Genomic DNA, 17894 nt, shown 5'->3' on the forward strand with positions numbered 1-17894 from the left:
GTGCAGCGCATGATCAGACCATCGTTTCTGCTGCAGCTCAGTGATACCTTTCTGGCTGTGGTCTGCCTGATGCTGGCGCATTATCTGCGTTATGGTCGATTGAGTAGCGAGACCCTGATATTTGAGGGTGGAATATTTAAGCTGGCCTCTTACGTGGTTGTTGTTATTACCATTTCCTATCTGTTTAACCTCTATGAGTTTCAACAGTTTAACGAGCTGTGGAGGGTTGCTGCCAAGATTGTTTTTGCCCTGACCGTCTCTCTTCTTGCTCTGTCAGCGTTGTTTTATATCCTTCCCGGCCTCGGTTTCTGGCGCGGCGTTTTACTGATCAGTTTACTGCTGTTTGGTTTTTGCCAAATACTGGTGCGCTGGTTGATCCGAAAATTCTCGCGGGTGTCTTTTTTTGCTAACCGGGTATTAATCGTTGGTGCCGGCTCCCTGGCCAAAAAAATTTCCGAGATTGTGCCGTCCGATCACAACATGCACAGCTATACCCGTTTTGTTGCCTGTACTGATAAGGTTCCCGTTGTTGACCCGGACCTGATTGTCGGCCATATCAATGACATTGACCAGATAATCCTTGATTATCGTCCGCAAAAAATGGTCATCGCCCTGACCGAACGGCGCGGAAACCTGCCGCTTAAGGAGATCATGCACAGTAAATTGCGTGGCGTCGAAGTGTACGATGCTGCCGCTTACTATGAGCATGTCAGCGGCTGTCTGATGATCGAAGAAATGCATCCGAGTTCTTTTATCTTCAATCAGCGCTTTCGCATGACTCCATTTATGCGCAGTTATAAACGCTTATTTGACGTTGCCTTGTCGGGAACAGGTTTGCTGATAACCGCTCCTTTTTTTCCTTTTATTGCCCTGGCAATCATCATCGATTCAAAGGGCCCGATTTTTTACAAGCAATTACGTGTTGGTGAAAATGAGTATGAATTTTTCGTTTATAAATTTCGCAGCATGAGCGACGGCGCAGAAAAAAAATCCGGCGCGGTGTGGGCCCAGAAAAATGATCCACGCGTTACCCGGGTCGGTCAATTCATGCGTAAAACCCGTATCGATGAGATCCCCCAGCTCTACAATGTGCTTAAGGGGGATATGAGTTTCATCGGTCCGCGACCCGAACGCATGACCTTTGTCGAGCGGTTGAAAGAGTCGATCCCCTTTTATTCAACCCGACACTTCGTCAAGCCGGGGGTGACCGGCTGGGCCCAGGTACGTTACCCCTATGGCGCATCCGATGAAGATGCCCTGGAAAAACTGCGTTATGATCTTTATTACATCAAGAATTATTCTATTGCGCTCGACTTCAAGATTATTCTTGATACCATTCGTGTTGTTACTTCAGGTTTTGGCGGGAGATAAAAAATGAAAATTTTTGGATTTACATGGGTTTTTGTTCTGGTTGTATTGATGACAACCGCAGCTGCAGAAGACTATCGCATCGGCAGCGGTGATGTGCTGGAGGTTTCGGTCTGGGGCGTCCCTGAGATGAGTCGTACGGTGACCGTACGTCCGGACGGAAAAATTACCTTGCCGGCGGTGGGGGATGTGGTGGCCGACGGTATCGCGCCGATGGTGTTGAGCCGCCATATCGCGAAAGTTATTGAAGGCTACGTGAAACAGCCGGTGGTGACTGTTTCGGTACAGCAGATTCGCAACAACCGGGTGTATGTCATTGGTGGCAGCGTTTCACGGGTGGTTGATATGACCAATCAGATGACCCTGCTCAAGCTGCTCAGTGAACTCGGCGATTTCAGCCGTGCCGATTTGCGCCGCGCTTACCTGTCGCGTAACAATGAAAAGATCAATGCTGATTTTTTCGCGCTTTATTTCCGTGGTGATTTGAGTCAGGACGTCGCGATCCAGGCCGAAGACATCATCTATATCCCGAGCAACATGACCAATATTGTCTATGTGCTTGGCGCGGTTAACAATCCCCAGCCGATTCAGTATGTTGAGGGGATGCGGGCGCTGGATGCCGTCCTTGGTGCCGGCGGTTTTTCCGATTTTGCCCGTGAAAACTCGGTATCGATTATTCGCGAAGGGGGGGAGCGGATCAATATCGATCTGCGTAAAGTGCGCCGAGGTCGTGATATTGAAGAAAATGTTCAGTTACGTCCCGGCGACTATCTCATCGTTGATGAAAGTCTCTTTTAAAGGTTAGTAAAACGAATGAAAGACACCCTTAAGCAAATATTTAGTTTTCTGCAGGCCCTCTATCGCTATAAGTATCTGTTTGTTGCCGTAACACTGCTGGTGATGACGGCTATCGGTATCTACAGCCTTACCCTGCCCAAGATTTATCGCGCTGATACCACGGTTTTTATCGAAAGTAATGTGATTGACGAATTGGTGCGCGGTATCGCCATCACCCCAAGCATGGAAGATCGGGTGCGGGTGCTACAGGCCGCCATGCTCAGCCGCGACATGATCATCAAGACCCTGGTTGAGCTCAACTCCAACATCCTGACCCGCAGTGAAGCGGCGCAACAGGAATATATTTCAGCATTACAAAGCCGTACGCGCATCAATGTTACTCGACAGATGGACCGCTTTACCGTCTCAATCGATGATCCCGATCCCCAGTTTGCCCACCGTTTTATCAACTCGTTGGTTGGAATCTATATCGAAGAGAGTCTGTCTTCCACTCGCGCAGAGACCTTTGGCGCCGGCCGATTTTTACAGGAACAGCTTGATTCCTTCAAAATCCGCCTTGAAGCAGCCGAGGACCGGATCATTGAGTTCCGGAACAACCAGGGGATCTTTTTTTCCGTCGATGAGGCCGGGACCCTGGCCGCTATCCGGCAGATGATGAATCAGGTCGAAGACATTGAACTGAATCAGGACACCCTGCGTGCCCGCCAAACGCAGTTGACCGAACAACTGAAAAATACCAGTCCCACCATCGACATGGTCAGCGAGGCAGCAGAGAGCAATCGCGTCATGGAGATGGAAAATCGTCTGAGCAATCTGTTGCTGCGCTATACGGAAAACTATCCGGAGGTGGTGCGGCTCAAGTTTGAGATTGAAGCCCTCAAACAGCGCATGGAAGATCCGGCAACCGCACAGCTGGAGCGTGGCGGCACGCGGATGACCACCACGAACCCGCTGCACCAGCAATTGCAGAGTCAACTTTATGAGGTGGAATCGGAATTGTCATCGCTGGAGGCGCGTAAGCGCAATCTGCAGCAGAATATCCGCACTCGTGAACAAGAGTTGCAGGAAATTCCGGAAGCGCAGAAAGAGTTGGGCATCCTTATTCAGGAGCGAGATTCCTACCGCACCATTTATAATGATCTGCTCTCGCGGATGACCAAATCAGAAGTCTCGACCCAGATGGAGGTGGCAAACAAGGCTTCCACCTTCCGCGTCATCGACCCCGCCGTGCTGCCCCGGGCACCGGTTTCGCCGGACATGCTGCGCATGTTGCTGCTGGCTGTTGCCGGGGGCTTCGGTTGTGGCCTGGGGTTGGTTTTTCTGATCGAGAACATGGACAGTCGTGTCCGTGATGTCGGTCTGCTTAATGATCTCGGTGTCGAGGTGCTGGCCGTTGTCCCGAATATTTCTGATCCGGCAGTCCTCAAACGGCGCTTTTACAGAGATGTCGTACTTGTTGGCGCCTCCGGTATCTATCTTATTGCCTTTATCGGAGTGTTTATCTTCTCCGATCAGATCATCCCCCTGGTGACCTCCTTGATGACAGGTTATTAATAGTATGAGTCGTATTGAAGAAGCGTTGAAAAAAGCCGCGCAACAGCGCAAGCAGAGTCGCGAGGAACAGGCTGATACCGTGCCCCAAACCCCAGCGCCTGCATCCCTCAAGCGAAAAGTGAGTGCCCTGCTTGATGTGGTTCCCCTGAAGATTAACCACTTGATGCTGGCCACCGCCCGTGATGAAAAAACGGCCGTAGTTGAGGAATATAACAAACTCCGTTCAACCCTGATTGCCCTGACCAGCGGTGAAAAACCCCTGAATACGTTGATGGTGACCAGTACCGTCAGCGAAGAGGGGAAGACCATGACGGCCCTGAATCTCGCCATCTCTTTGGCCAAAGAGCATGATCATACGGTCCTGCTGGTTGATGCCGATTTGCGTCGTCCATCGATTCATCGCTATCTCGACATCCAGCCGGAGGTCGGGCTGGTTCATTGCCTGCGTGACAACCTGCCGATTGAACAAGCGCTGATCAAAACCGGCGTCGGTAAACTGGTCGTTCTGCCTGCCGGCGAGGCCATCAAGGAACCCGTGGATCTGTTGTCCTCAGGCCGGATGAAAGCAATTGTCAAGGAACTCAAGCAGCGCTATCCAGACCGTTATGTGATTTTTGATACCCCCCCGGCCTTGCCTTTTGCTGATGCCGGAGTGCTGGCGGGGTTGGTCGATACCACCTTGTTTGTCGTCCGCGAAGGCAAGGCCAAGCTGGAAGATATTGTCGAAACCCTCGAAGAATTCAAGCGTCATCATCTGCTCGGGGTGGTCTTTAACGATGCTCACAGCTTTGTCAATCGACAGAGTTATTACTATGGTAACTATTAAATCATTAAGTGGGGATAACATCATGAAAACATTGAGATTTCTTGCTTGTTTGCTGGTAGCGGCGGTAAGCTTGATGATCACCCCGGTTGCCTGGTCAGCGATTGACATCACCCCACGTTTCAGCCTGGCGCAGGAATACAATGACAATATTTTTCTGCGTGAATCCAACCGTGAAAGTGACTGGATCACTACAATAGAACCGGGATTATCTCTTGGCTACAACCAGCGCTCCATCGATCTCGCCCTTGATTATTCCCTGCGCTATCGGTTGTACCAAAACAATACCTCAGAAGATCAGGATCAATTTCGCGACGTCCAGCGCGGATCTGCCAACCTGTTGTTGTTCCGTGGTCGACCCTTTACCTTGCGCACCACCGGCACCATCAGTCGGGAAACCTTGAATGAGCGTGATCGCGATCTCGAATACAATGATACGGTCGATCGTTCAACCGTTTATCGGTTATCAGTCACCCCTGAGTATCGCTTGCGTCTGGGGCCCACCACCTCAGCGATCTTCGGTTACAGCTTTAATCTGGTCGATTACGCGGATCGCAGGGGAGATGATTACATCGAGCATCAGGGGCGGGTCACCCTTAATCGCAACCTGACTGCCAACCTCGATATCTGGGCCCGCTACCAGTACACTGTGCATGACAATGATGACGACCTGGAGGACTATGATCGTCATGCCGCTACTGTCGGTGGGGATTATCGGCTCGGAGCACGTACGACCCTGTCTGCAACGGTTGGTCGCACCTGGATCGAATATGACCTTGGTGATGAAACCGACAGCAGCATCTGGTCAATGGATCTTAGCTATCGGCTCAGTGAAGCCATCCAGGCAACCCTGGCCTACAGTCAGGATTTTACCATGACTGCTATTGACGGTTTGTCTCGAACCCGCGAGGGTAGCTTTACCCTGGTTTATACGCCGCCGAAGGTCAGTGCGCGCACCCAGTTGTTCTGGCGCGAACTTGACTATCAGCGGCAGAACCGTATTGATGAATCCTACGGGGTGCGCCTGTTGATTGACCGGCAGCTTGGACGCTCATTGACAGCCGGGATGAATGCCGGGTATGAACATTTTGATAATAAAGATTCGGCGACGGATGAACAAATTCATCGCTACACCCTTGGCGGCACCCTCGGCTACGAATATCGACGTTTTAATCTGTCCCTTTCTTATCGTCACCGTTACAACGATTCCGATCTCAACGGTCGTGACTATCGCAACAACATTATTACCCTTCGAGGAACATTACGGTTTTAATTATGTATACAAAGTTTTTTGATTTAAGCGCCAAACCTTTTGACTTGCTGCCCAACCCGCAGTTTCTTTATTTAAGCAAAGGCCACCGCAAGGCCTTGAGCTATCTGCAATATGGTGTGCAGGAGCGGGCCGGCTTTTCCCTCCTCACGGGTGAAGTTGGTTCAGGGAAAACCACCATTTTAAGGGATATCATTAATAAAATCAGTGGAGAAATGTCGTTGGCCATGGTGTTTAACACCCAAGTTGATGGACATCAGTTGATCGCCCTGATTAATGATGATTTCGGGCTGAAGACTGAAGGTAAAGACAAGGTTCAACTGATCAACGAACTCAACGACTTTCTCCTTGGTGAAAATGCCGCCGGTCGCCAGGCCATCATCATTATCGACGAAGCTCAGAATTTAAGCGAAGAAGCCCTCGAAGAAATTCGGCTGCTCTCCAATCTCGAAGCCGACAGCTTCAAACTGGTGCAGATTATTCTCGTCGGGCAACCGGAGCTTAAGCAGATCATTGCCCGTCCCTCACTGCGCCAACTCCGTCAACGCATCAGCATCAGTTGCCATTTAAACCCTCTCAATCGCGAAGAAATCGAGGAGTATATCCTGCATCGCCTCGGCACGGTCGGTAAGCGTGACTGTGTCACTTTTGAGGAGGGGGTTTTTGATGGCATTTTTAAATTCAGTGGCGGTATTCCAAGACTGATCAATCTGATCTGTGATTTTCTGATGCTTTCCGCCTTTGTCGAAGAAACCCGCAATGTCGATAGGGATATGGTTCAAGATGCAATCAATGAGCTTTCCTTTGAAGATACACAGCTGGACGAAACTGAAGAGCGGGGAGGGGCTGCAGCTGGAAAGAGTGTCTCGCCGGCGCGGCGGATCTTCACCGGCTCAAGCCTTGACGACCGGGTCGCGCGGATTGAAGAAAATTACGCGAAAATCAGTGCTGCCCGCGCGGAAAACGAGGCGATTATTGAACGTTTGTCGAGCCAGGGAAGTATTATAGAGTATCTGATCAATCAGCAGCAAAAGCAGTATATCAAGATTGAGGATCAACTGAAAAGGATCTCCTCCCAGGTCGAGCGCTTACGCCAGGCCGTCCTGACCGACAACCGCCGGGTCGCCGATCCGGATATCATCAAGCTCGAATCGGTTGTGTGCAAGGATAATGGGTAGTTGGGTAGTGGGTAGTGGGTAGTGGGTAGTGGGTAGTGGGTAGTTAACCCTTCATGGCGTACGCTTTACAGTTCACGGCCTTAAACAAATGACACCGCGAAGCGGTAGACATCGCTTTAGCGATGGACCAATCACGCCGCCCTGCGGCAGACAGCGCGAAGCGGTAGACAAATGACAAATGACAAATTAAAAATTCTCGTAACCGGTGGTGCCGGTTTTATCGGTTCACATCTGGTGGATCTCCTGTTATCGCAGAATCACCAGGTCGTGGTTCTTGATAACTTCAGCACCGGGAAATTAGATAATCTCCCCAGTGCTGATCGAGGGCTGAGCATTGTCAATGGCGATATCCGTTACAGCGATACCGTCGAACAGGCAGCAACCGGCTGTGATGCCATTGTTCATCTGGCAGCAGTGGCCTCGGTTCAAGCTTCTGTCGAGGATCCCTGCGGTACCCATCAGGTCAACCTGGTCGGCACCCTCAATCTGCTCGAAGTGGCTAAAAAGCAGGGAATCAAGCGTTTTGTCTATGCTTCTTCCGCGGCTGTGTATGGCGATACGAACGAGTTGCCGGTCAGCGAAGCGACTCAGCTTAATCCCCTGACCCCCTACGCTGCCGACAAGCTTGCCGGCGAATACTACATCGACTTTTATCGCCGCCAATACCATCTCAAGCCCGTCATTTTCCGTTTTTTTAATATCTTTGGCCCCCGGCAGGACCCATCATCTCCTTATTCCGGGGTCATCAGCATCTTTCTTCAGCGGGCACAGGCCAACCAGCCGATCACTGTCTTTGGTGATGGTGAGCAGACCCGTGACTTTGTTTATGTCGCTGAGCTGGTCCGTCTGCTGGAACAGGCTGTCACTACGACCGAACCTGCAGCTATGCCGATGAATGTCGGCAACGGCAAGCAAACCAGCCTCAATCAACTGCTGGCCGCTATCCAGGATTTTTCAAGTCATCCATTGGATATCCGCTACAGCAACCCCCGCAGCGGAGATATCCGTTATTCCTGCGCCGACAACCAGCGAGTCAGAGAGCAGATGGGGTTTCACAACCAATATCCAATCGCCGACGGGTTGAAACGTACCTGGGAGTGGATGAGAGAATAGTGAGCAGTAAGCAGTAAGCAGTAAGCAGTAAGCAGTAAGCAGTTACCGCTCACGGCTCACCGTTCACGGCTTACGTTTTTCAACAAATGACGCCGCTTTAGCGGCAGACAAATGACAAGGGACACCGCGAAGCGGTAGACAAAGGACGCCGCTCTAGCGGCAGACCAATGACCATTACTAACTATCTTACCATTGACGTTGAAGATTACTTCCATGTCTCAGCATTCGAGAACATCTCGCCACCGGAAACCTGGGGGACGCGTGAGTGTCGGGTTGAGGGCAATACCGATCTGATTCTTGCTATTCTCGATGAAAACAACACCAAAGCGACCTTTTTTATCCTCGGCTGGGTGGCTGAACGCTACCCTCAGCTGACCAAAAGCATAGCTGCCCGTGGTCACGAAATAGCCTGTCACGGTTATCTCCATCAACGCGTCGCCCTGATGGAGCGCGACACCTATCGCCAGGATATCCGCCGCGCCAAAGCCCTGCTCGAAGATCAGAGTGGTCAGGCGGTCAACGGTTATCGCGCACCCAGTTATTCTATTACCCGCCGGACCTGCTGGGCCTTTGATGAGCTGATTGATGCCGGTTTCACCTACGATTCCAGCATTTTCCCCATGCATCACGACTTTTACGGCATTCCCGATTGGCCCCGTTTTGCCGGCTATGCCGTCAAGCAAGGCGAGCAATGGCTGGCGGTCGACGCTATAGCTGCCGGTCAGCAAGGGATCCGTGAAATACCTATCACCACCCTGGATCTCGCCGGCAAAAACCTTCCCATTGCCGGTGGCGGTTATTTCCGTCTGCTTCCGTACCATATCACCCGCTGGGGTTTGAAGCAGATCAACAACAAAGAGCAGCAACCCTTTGTCTTCTATATCCACCCCTGGGAATTCGATCCGCGCCAACCCCGCATGGCAGGTGCAAAAATGAAAAGCCGCTTCCGTCATTACCTTAACCTTGATCGGACAGAAGCACGCTTCCGGGCATTGCTGCGGGATTTTAAGTTTGGACCGATTGGAGACTGAACAGTAAGCCCCTGACCCCTGAGAAATTTTTGTCGTTGGCAGGGATATTCAGGCTGTTCAGGTTGAAGGGTGGATTCTGGGAGTGATGTAAGGATCTGATTGTCGGAAACAACTTTATGGAAAAAATCATCAATTCGTTAAAAAACCTGACCCTTGAAGACCTGCGCGAATGGGCCGGCAGTAAAATCTATAACCGTGGCAAAGAGTATATCGCCGGCGTGTCACAACTCTCTCGCCTTGAAGACGGTACCTTGGTGGCCTGGGTTTCAGGTACGGATGAATATGCAACATGGGTAAGACATGTGAAAGACGGCGAGTTTGATCATGACTGCACCTGTCCGTATGATGACTACGGACCCTGTAAACATTCAGTAGCTGTATTGTTGTCGGCTTCGCAATTGTTGACACGTGGACAGAATATACCGTTGCTTGATCGTGATGATGAGCTGTACCAGGAGGCTTTCGATGCGGAAGCGGGCGGTTGGCTTGCTAAAGAGAATGCTGATGACGAGGTTGCGGAGCCCTGTGGTCTGAAAAAGGGTCGCTCATCCCAATTGGAGTCGATGCTGGCTGAGAAAAGTCATCAAGAGCTGCTGGCCTTGCTGGTTGATCTGGCTCTTGATGTTCCCGATGTGTCTCGTCGCCTGCACGATATAATGCGTCTTGAACGTGGAAACGTCGACCAGGTTGTTCGGACCCTGCGTAGGGAAATCAGACGATTGACCGCCGAGGAGGTTTGGTTTAATCACTGGCGAGATGAGGGGAATCTGCCTGACTACAGCCACGTTGAAGAACAGCTCGAGGCACTTCTGGCAAAAGGATATGCCGATGCTGTCCTGGAGTTGGGTGAAGAACTGTGGAATCGGGGTATTGTTCAGGTCGAAGAAGCACATGATGAAGGCGAGACGGCCCTGGCAATTTCTTCTTGCCTTGCCGTAGTGTTGCGCGCTCTGCCGGCAACATCACTCGGTCCGGCGGATCAACTGTTGTGGCGTATTGATCATGAATTGAAGGATGAATATGGCTTGTTGGATGGAGTTGGTGCCATAGCGACGGACCACAACTATAACCTTGACGACTGGCATCAGGTGTCATTGACATTAAGGGAATGGCTTGATCATTGCGACAAGGCAAAACCAGACAGATGCTCAGCGCGTTACCAGCGCACCAGAATTGTTAACTGGTTAAAAACGGCCTACCAGTGTGGCGGTGAACCTGAAAAAATCATCCCCTTGCTGGAGCAGGAAGCCGATCTTTGCCGCAACTATGATGTGCTGATTAAATTCTTGCTGGATGCCGGGCAGCATCAGTCCGCCCGGCACTGGTGTATTCACGGTTTTAAGCAAACGATAGCCGATGCTCCGGGCATTGCTGCGAGCTTACAGAAAGAGCTACGGTTACTGGCTGAAAAAGAACAGCGATACGATCTGGCCGCAGCTTATCTTGCGGAAGATTTTTTTGACCAATCTTATGAGTCAACATACCTTGATTTGCGGCAGATGGCAGAAAGAATCGGGGCATGGTCTGCAGTTCGCACAGCTATTCTTGATTATCTGAATACGGGAGTTAGCCCATCTTCAGACAAGGGTCAATTGAATTGGCCTTTGCCTGAGCCGGAGGTTAAGAAACCCCCTGCGGTTAACACAATAAAATACAAACGTTTCCCCGATTGGGAAACGTTAATCGATATTGCCATTCTCGAACATCGTCATAACGATGCCGTGTCAATTTACCAGGAAATGATTAAAGTGCAGGGCAGGGGGAGGCTGATCGATGGAAAACTGGCTCAGGCTGTTGCCGAAAGTCATCCGGATACGGCTTTGCAGATCTGGCTATCCATATCTAAAGGGTTGATCGCTGAGGTAAAACCCAAAGCCTATGAAGAAGCGGCAAAGTATTTACGTCGGATGCATCAGGTTTACCAAAGAACGGATCGTCTGTCTGAATGGACATCGCTGCTGCAACGCTTACGGATAGAACACAAGGCTAAACGGAGGCTCATGCAGGTGTTGGATGGATTGGAAAAAAACCGCAAACTTGTCGGCCCACAGATGGAAATCTTTTGATTCATGCCTTTTGATTTCACTACATTGGAACTGTTGCGGGCAAATCACCCGGCCTGGCGTTTGCTGCGTGCTCAGCATGCGCCGTTGGTCGCGAGTTTTTTGCAGCGGGTTTTTATCGTACCTAATGAGCGGGTCATGGCTCAGGCCGACCTGGTTGAGGCGCTTGAGGATGAACTCTTTGCCTTGCGCCAACAGCTGGGCGGCGATGTTTTTCCCGGATCAGCCCAGAGCTATCTGAATGACTGGGCCGACAATGATAAGGGGTGGTTGCGCAAGTTTTATCCAGTGGGCACAGATGAGCCTCATTTTGATCTGACTCCGGCGACGGAAAAAGCCCTGACCTGGCTGGAGAGTTTGACGGAACGTTCTTTTGTCGGTACAGAATCGCGCCTGCTGACCCTGTTTGATCTGTTGCGGCAAATGAATGAGGGGAGTCAGGATGATCCGCAACTGCGCCTGGCAGAATTGCAGAAGCGCCGCAATGAGATTGACGCGGAAATGGCTCAGGTGATGGCGGGAAACATCCCGCTCCTCGATGAAACGGCGTTGAAGGATCGTTTTCAGCAGTTTCTGCAGCTGGCGCGTGAGCTGTTGACCGATTTTCGTGAGGTGGAGCACAACTTCCGCACCCTCGACCGCCGCGTACGTGAACGCATTGCCCGGTGGGAGGGGGCTAAGGGCGCCTTACTCGAACAGATTATGGGGGAACGGGATGCCATTGCAGATTCGGACCAGGGTAAAAGTTTTCGCGCTTTCTGGGATTTTCTCATGTCTCAGTCACGCCAGGAAGAACTGAGCCGACTGCTTGAACAGGTTCTGGCGTTACCGCCAATCCTTGAGATGCGCCCGGATATCCGATTACAGCGGGTTCACTACGACTGGCTGGAAGCCGGGGAGCATACCCAACGAACGGTAGCGCGCCTGTCCGAACAATTACGCCGATTTCTTGATGACCAGGCGTGGCTGGAGAATCGGCGGATTATGGATATTCTCCACAGTGTTGAAAGCCGCGCCCTGGATTTACGGGAGCATCAGCCGGTGGGGCATTTTATGCCCCTGTCCGACACCAGCGTTAGCGTTGACCTGGCGCTGGAAAGGCCGCTCTATCGCGCCCCATTTAAGCCGGTGATTTCTGATCTGGTAATGGATGAAGGGGACGCTGATGTTGACGCGGCTATCCTTTATGCCCAGATTATTGTTGACCGTGCGGAATTGACTGACCATATTCGCCAGGCGCTGAAGGGGCAACATCAGGTCAGCCTTGCCGAGGTGGTTGCCCGCTATCCGCTGCGCCATGGACTGGCCGAACTGGTGGCTTATCTGCAACTAGCTGGTGACGGGCCTGATACCGTGGTTGATGATGAGGTTGAGGATCACATCAGCTGGGAAGCAGATGACGGAGTTGTGCGGAGGGCGAGTCTGCCACGGATAATCTTACTGAGGAACCAATGACAGATAATATACAACAGGATCGTGCCGAGTCGGGCAACCCTCCCTACGAACTGTCATTGGTCGTGGTGCCCTTGCTCAAAGGGGTGGTTTACCGCGATGAGCAACAGGGGTTGTGGAACTCCTTATTGCAGATGCAGGGCAGCGTTCAGGATTATGTCGCTGTTATCGGCCTGGAACTGATCGTTGATGAAGCGGAAGGCTATGCCTTTTTACGCTCCCGACCGGAAACAGATGAGGATGATACCATAGCTGTTCCGCGATTAGTTGCCCGGCGTCAACTGTCGTATCCTGTCAGTCTGCTGTTGGCTCTGTTGCGTAAAAAATTGGCTGAGTTCGACGCTCACGGTGGGGAAACTCGTCTCATCCTTTCCCGGGAAGAGGTAGTGGAGTTGATCCGCATTTTTCTGCCTGAGGGCAGCAACGAGATCAAATTAATTGATCAGGTGGATGCGACCCTGAACAAGATTGCCGAACTCGGCTTTGTTCGGCGCCTGCGCGGGCAGGGACAGATGATTGAGGTCCGCCGGATCATCAAGGCCTATGTCGATGCCCAGTGGCTTGCCGACTTTGATCAACGCTTGGCTGAATATCAGCAGCAATTAAGCGGTGCAGCGGAGGGGACCGATGAGTGAAAACCTGGAGCTGGAATTTATCGGCGACGATCAATTGGCCGGATTCCGCTTGCATCGTCTTGAAGTTTTCAACTGGGGCACCTTCGACGGGCGGGTCTGGACCTTGCGAACCGGGGGCAAGAACGCCCTCTTAACCGGTGACATCGGTTCCGGTAAATCAACCCTGGTCGATGCCGTTACCACCCTGCTGGTGCCGAGTCATCGGGTTGCCTACAATAAAGCGGCCGGGGCCGATAGCCGCGAGCGCTCATTGCGTTCCTATGTGCAGGGTTACTACAAATCCGAACGTCAGGAAGCCCTTGGTAGTACCAAGCCGGTTCCCCTGCGTGATACCAATTGCTATTCGGTCATCCTCGGGGTTTTTCACAATGCCGGTTACAACAAAACCGTGACCCTGGCCCAGGTCTTCTGGACCAAGGACGCCAATGCCCAACCGGCGCGGCTGTACGTGGCCTGCGAAGGTGATCTTTCCATCAGTGGCAACTTCTCCGGTTTCGGCAGCGAGATCGGTGGGCTGCGTAAGCAGCTTCGCGCCGCCGGCGTGGATTTGTTCGAGAGCTTTCCTCCCTACGGTTCCTGGTTTCGGCGCCGTTTTGGGATCAATAATGACCAAGCCCTGGAACTGTTTCATCAGACCGTGTCCCTTAAATCGGTAGGTAATTTGACCGATTTTGTTCGCAGCCACATGTTGGAGGCGTTTGACGTAGCGCCGCGCATCGTTGCCTTGATTGGCCACTTTGAGGATCTTACCCGGGCTCATGAGGCCGTTTTAAAGGCCAAGCATCAGGTTGAGATGTTAGAACCCCTGGTGGCCGATTGTGATCGCCATCAGCAACTGTCCCAATCCGCTGAAAATCTACGCGGTTGTCGCGATGCCCTGCGCCCCTGGTTTGGCCGTTTAAAATTGAGCTTGCTGGAAAAACGCCTGATAACCTTAAATGAGGATCTAAATCGTCATCAGTCGGCAATTGCCGGGCTGGATAAACAGCGCCTTGATGACCAAGCGCAGGAACGTGAATTGCGCCGCAATATTGCTGAAAATGGTGGTGATCGCATTGCCGCTATTGGTGAGGAGATTCGTCGTCATCAGGAAGAGCTTGACCGACGTCGCCAAAAAGCCCGACGCTACGAAGACCTTCTGCTTCTAGTGGGAGAGTCGGCGCCATCGACAATAGAAGATTTCAGTCGGTTACGGGCGCAGGTCTCGCAGCAACGGCAAAATGTAGAGGATGCAGAAATCCGCGTTCAGAACGATATCAATGAGGCGGGTGTTTTCTTTGCCCAGGGGCGTGGTGAGTACGACCAGCTCAAAACCGAAATCAGCGGCTTAAAAGCGCGCAAGAGCAATATTGATGAAAGGCAGATCAGCCTGCGACGTTCTCTGGGCAAGGCGCTGAATCTGCCGGAAGCTGAGATGCCTTTTGCCGGTGAGTTGTTGCAGGTCCGTGAGGAAGAACGCTCATGGGAGGGTGCGATTGAGCGGTTGCTGCATAACTTTGGTTTGTCGTTGCTGGTTCCTGATGCTTACTATACCCAGGTCGCCCAGTGGGTTGATCAAACTCATTTGCGGGGACGACTGGTGTACTTCCGCGTCCGTGATGTCAAACGTGGCGAACTGCCGACCCTTCACCCCGATTCCCTGGTGCGTAAACTGCTGGTCAAGCCTGATTCCCCCTTTTACGACTGGCTTGAACAGGAAGTAGCCCACCGCTTTGACCTGGCCTGCTGTCTCACCCAGGAGCAATTTCGTCGCGAAAAGCGCGCCGTTACACCTGCCGGACAGATCAAGGCGCCGGGAGAACGTCATGAAAAAGATGACCGCCACCATCTCGATGATCGTAGCCGTTACGTGCTGGGATGGAGTAACGCCGAAAAAATCGCGGTCCTTGAAGCCAGGGCCAAAAAGCAGGAAGACCACCTGGCGGAACTAGGTAGTCGCATCGGTGCTTTGCATCAGGAGCAGTCAAAGCTCAAAGAACGTCTGCAAACCCTGTCCAAGCTTGGAGAATATGAGGACTATCGTGAGCTGGACTGGCAACCTGTCGCTGTTGCCGTCGCCCGGCTGGAAACGGAAAGGCAGGAACTCGAAGCGGCATCCGATCTGTTAAAGACCTTGACGGATCAGCTGCACAGGGTTGAAAAGACCATCAGCGAAATCGAGCAAAAACTTAAAGATCGCAATGATCAGCGCGCCCGCACCGAACAAAAAATCAGTGATGCCAAAGCCTTGCAGCAACAGTCTCAGGTGTTGCTGGTCGATCTGCCCGACGCTACCATGCGGCGTTTTTCGATCCTTGAAGAGCTGCGGGAAGAAGCTCTGGGCAGTCATCAATTAACGGTTGAGTCTTGCGACAATCGTGAACGGGACATGCGCGACTGGTTGCAGACCCGGATTGATGCCGAAGACAGAAAGCTTAGCAAGTTGGGTGAAAAAATGATCAAAGCCATGGCGGAATACAAGAAAGAGTGGCCACTTGAAACCCGCGATGCCGATGTCAACATTGCCGCCGGATCCGAATTCAGAACGATGCTGAAACAGCTTCAGGCTGACGATCTGCCGCGCTTCGAAGGTCGTTTCAAGGAGTTATTAAATGAAAATACCATTCGTGAAGTAGCAAATTTCCAATCGCAATTAGCTCGCGAGCGCGAAACCATCAAGGAGCGGATAGCCAGGATCAACGAATCCTTGACCCAGATCGACTACAATCCGGGGCGCTATATCAGCCTTGAGGCCCAGCTGACCCTAGACGCTGAGGTCCGGGAATTTCAGAGTGAGCTGCGCACCTGCACCGAGGGGACACTGAGCGGTTCACAGGACACCCAGTATTCAGAGACCAAGTTTCTCCAAGTAAAAAGAATCATTGAGCGCTTCCGTGGGCGCGAGGATTACTCCGATCTGGACCGCCGCTGGACCGCCAAGGTGACCGATGTGCGCAATTGGTTCGTCTTTGCCGCCGCCGAACGCTGGCGCGAAGACGACAGCGAGTATGAACATTACGCCGACTCCGGTGGTAAGTCGGGTGGGCAGAAAGAAAAACTCGCCTATACGGTACTGGCGGCCAGCCTCGCCTATCAGTTCGGACTCGAATGGGGAGCAATCCGCTCGCGCTCGTTTCGTTTTGTCGTCATCGATGAAGCTTTCGGCCGAGGATCTGACGAATCGGCCCAGTATGGCTTGCAGCTTTTTTCACAACTCAACCTGCAACTGTTGATTGTTACCCCACTGCAGAAAATCCATATTATTGAACCTTTTGTCGCCAGCGTTGGTTTTGTTTACAACGAAGAGGGCAAGGCTTCGGTTCTACGCAATTTAAGTATCGAGGAATACCGTGCTGAAAAGCAGAGGCTCAAGGGATGAAGTGGACCACGCCGGCTGATCTGAAGGCGCAAGTAAGGCGGTTGTGGGATCGTGGTCTGTTGCTGTCGGTCATGGTGAGCGGGGAGGAGGGTTTTCCCCGGCGCCTTACCCTTAAAGGACCAAATTCACGCCAGTTGAGTGACTCCTTTGCCGAGGTCAGGAGCTGGATTGGCCGTTTGACCGCTGGGTCCGGAACCTACCGGATTGAATGGCGCCGGATCAATCACCCGGTCCTTGGTGGTAACGACATACCTTGCGCGATCTGGGTCGATACGTTGGCCGATGCTATTGAGTTGATTGACAAGGGTCGTTGTGTAGGAACGTTTCGTACACTGGTGGCATTGACCAGCCAACAGCAACCCGAACTACTCCCCTGGCTTGCACGACGACCGCTGAAAGCTCTTGAACTTGAAGCCGTCTGGCCACAACTGCTGAATGTGGTTGCCTGGCTGAGAAAGAATCCGCGCCCGGGTATCTATTTGCGCCAGATCGATCTGCCAGGTGTCCACAGCAAATTCATTGAAGAGTATCGCGGCATTTTGACGGAATTATTCGATCTGGTTGTGCCTGAGGATGCGATCGATGCCAGGTTTTCAGGCAGCGGCGGGTTCTGTCGGCGTTATGGATTTCTGGACAAGCCGGTGCGGGTGCGTTTTCGCTTGCTGGATCCAGACCTCCCTTTATTGCCGACGCGATCTGATCAGGATCTTGTTGTCACGCAAGCAGCCTTTGCTGACCTTGATCTACCGATTTCAACGGTGTTTATTACCGAAAATGAAATCAACTTTCTTGCCTTTCCGCAGGTCGCCGGGTCGATGGTGATTTTTGGTGGTGGATACGGGTTTGCCAATCTGGTTGCGGCATCCTGGCTGCAGCGAAAACATATCCACTATTGGGGCGATATCGATACCCACGGTTTTGCCATTCTTCACCAATTACGCCGCCAGTTCCCGCACGCTGAATCACTGTTGATGGATCGATCGACCTTGATGGCACACCAACCTGTATGGGGTACTGAAGCCCAGCCTAAAATAGCGAATTTGTCGGGGCTGAATCAGGACGAAAACAGTCTCTATCAGGAATTGTGCACCAATACATTGGGTAGTTCGGTTCGTCTGGAACAGGAAAAAATAGGCTATCAATGGCTTATTGAGCGACTGAGACAAGGGTTTGGCCATCTAGTACCCTGTAACTCGTAGGATCGTAAGATTGCGCAGAGATTTTGTGTGCCAGCAAGATGAGAAAGATTAT

Annotated in this window: 13 protein-coding genes; all 13 read left to right on the plus strand. The window is 52.0% G+C overall.

Annotated elements, in window-relative coordinates; genetic code table 11:
• Positions 1-9: 9 nt before the first annotated feature.
• The 13 genes from ICT70_RS02615 (at position 10) to ICT70_RS02675 (ending at position 17842) form a co-directional block, all read left to right on the plus strand.
• Complete coding sequence (locus ICT70_RS02615) at positions 10-1371, plus strand: TIGR03013 family XrtA/PEP-CTERM system glycosyltransferase (protein WP_191153826.1); 1362 nt, start codon at positions 10-12, stop codon at positions 1369-1371.
• A 3-nt stretch (positions 1372-1374) separates the two neighbouring features.
• Positions 1375-2166 carry a polysaccharide biosynthesis/export family protein gene (locus ICT70_RS02620; protein ID WP_191153827.1) on the plus strand — a complete coding sequence of 264 codons (792 nt, stop codon included), beginning with the start codon at positions 1375-1377 and terminating at the stop codon, positions 2164-2166.
• 15 nt (positions 2167-2181) lie between these two features.
• On the plus strand, positions 2182-3720 hold the full coding sequence (locus ICT70_RS02625; RefSeq protein WP_191153828.1) for an XrtA system polysaccharide chain length determinant: 1539 nt from the start codon (positions 2182-2184) through the stop codon (positions 3718-3720).
• Positions 3721-3724: 4 nt separating this feature from the next.
• The gene (locus ICT70_RS02630; RefSeq protein WP_191153829.1) at positions 3725-4546 is read left to right on the plus strand and encodes an XrtA-associated tyrosine autokinase; all 822 of its coding nucleotides are present in this window, start codon (positions 3725-3727) and stop codon (positions 4544-4546) included.
• Positions 4547-4568: 22 nt separating this feature from the next.
• Positions 4569-5816 carry a TIGR03016 family PEP-CTERM system-associated outer membrane protein gene (locus tag ICT70_RS02635; RefSeq protein ID WP_191153830.1) on the plus strand — a complete coding sequence of 416 codons (1248 nt, stop codon included), beginning with the start codon at positions 4569-4571 and terminating at the stop codon, positions 5814-5816.
• Between the two features lie 2 nt (positions 5817-5818).
• The gene (locus ICT70_RS02640) at positions 5819-6991 is read left to right on the plus strand and encodes an XrtA/PEP-CTERM system-associated ATPase (protein WP_191153831.1); all 1173 of its coding nucleotides are present in this window, start codon (positions 5819-5821) and stop codon (positions 6989-6991) included.
• A 171-nt stretch (positions 6992-7162) separates the two neighbouring features.
• A complete protein-coding gene (locus ICT70_RS02645; protein ID WP_191153832.1) occupies positions 7163-8104 on the plus strand; it encodes an NAD-dependent epimerase/dehydratase family protein in 942 nt (313 codons plus the stop codon).
• A gap of 167 nt (positions 8105-8271) precedes the next feature.
• A complete protein-coding gene (locus ICT70_RS02650; RefSeq protein WP_191153833.1) occupies positions 8272-9135 on the plus strand; it encodes an XrtA system polysaccharide deacetylase in 864 nt (287 codons plus the stop codon).
• A 116-nt stretch (positions 9136-9251) separates the two neighbouring features.
• Positions 9252-11201 (plus strand): SWIM zinc finger family protein, encoded by a 1950-nt coding sequence (locus tag ICT70_RS02655; protein WP_191153834.1) that lies wholly within the window; start codon positions 9252-9254, stop codon positions 11199-11201.
• 3 nt (positions 11202-11204) lie between these two features.
• Complete coding sequence (locus ICT70_RS02660) at positions 11205-12653, plus strand: DUF3375 domain-containing protein (RefSeq protein ID WP_191153835.1); 1449 nt, start codon at positions 11205-11207, stop codon at positions 12651-12653.
• Positions 12650-13285 (plus strand): DUF4194 domain-containing protein, encoded by a 636-nt coding sequence (locus ICT70_RS02665; protein WP_191153836.1) that lies wholly within the window; start codon positions 12650-12652, stop codon positions 13283-13285. Before ICT70_RS02660 ends, ICT70_RS02665 begins: the two co-directional genes overlap by 4 nt.
• Complete coding sequence (locus ICT70_RS02670) at positions 13278-16643, plus strand: ATP-binding protein (RefSeq protein ID WP_191153837.1); 3366 nt, start codon at positions 13278-13280, stop codon at positions 16641-16643. Before ICT70_RS02665 ends, ICT70_RS02670 begins: the two co-directional genes overlap by 8 nt.
• Positions 16640-17842: a DUF3322 domain-containing protein gene (locus ICT70_RS02675; RefSeq protein ID WP_191153838.1), complete on the plus strand. Its 1203-nt coding sequence runs from the start codon at positions 16640-16642 to the stop codon at positions 17840-17842. Before ICT70_RS02670 ends, ICT70_RS02675 begins: the two co-directional genes overlap by 4 nt.
• Positions 17843-17894 lie beyond the last annotated feature (52 nt).

This window comes from Pelovirga terrestris (assembly GCF_014773365.1).
In the GTDB taxonomy this organism is placed as follows: domain Bacteria; phylum Desulfobacterota; class Desulfuromonadia; order Desulfuromonadales; family Geopsychrobacteraceae; genus Pelovirga; species Pelovirga terrestris.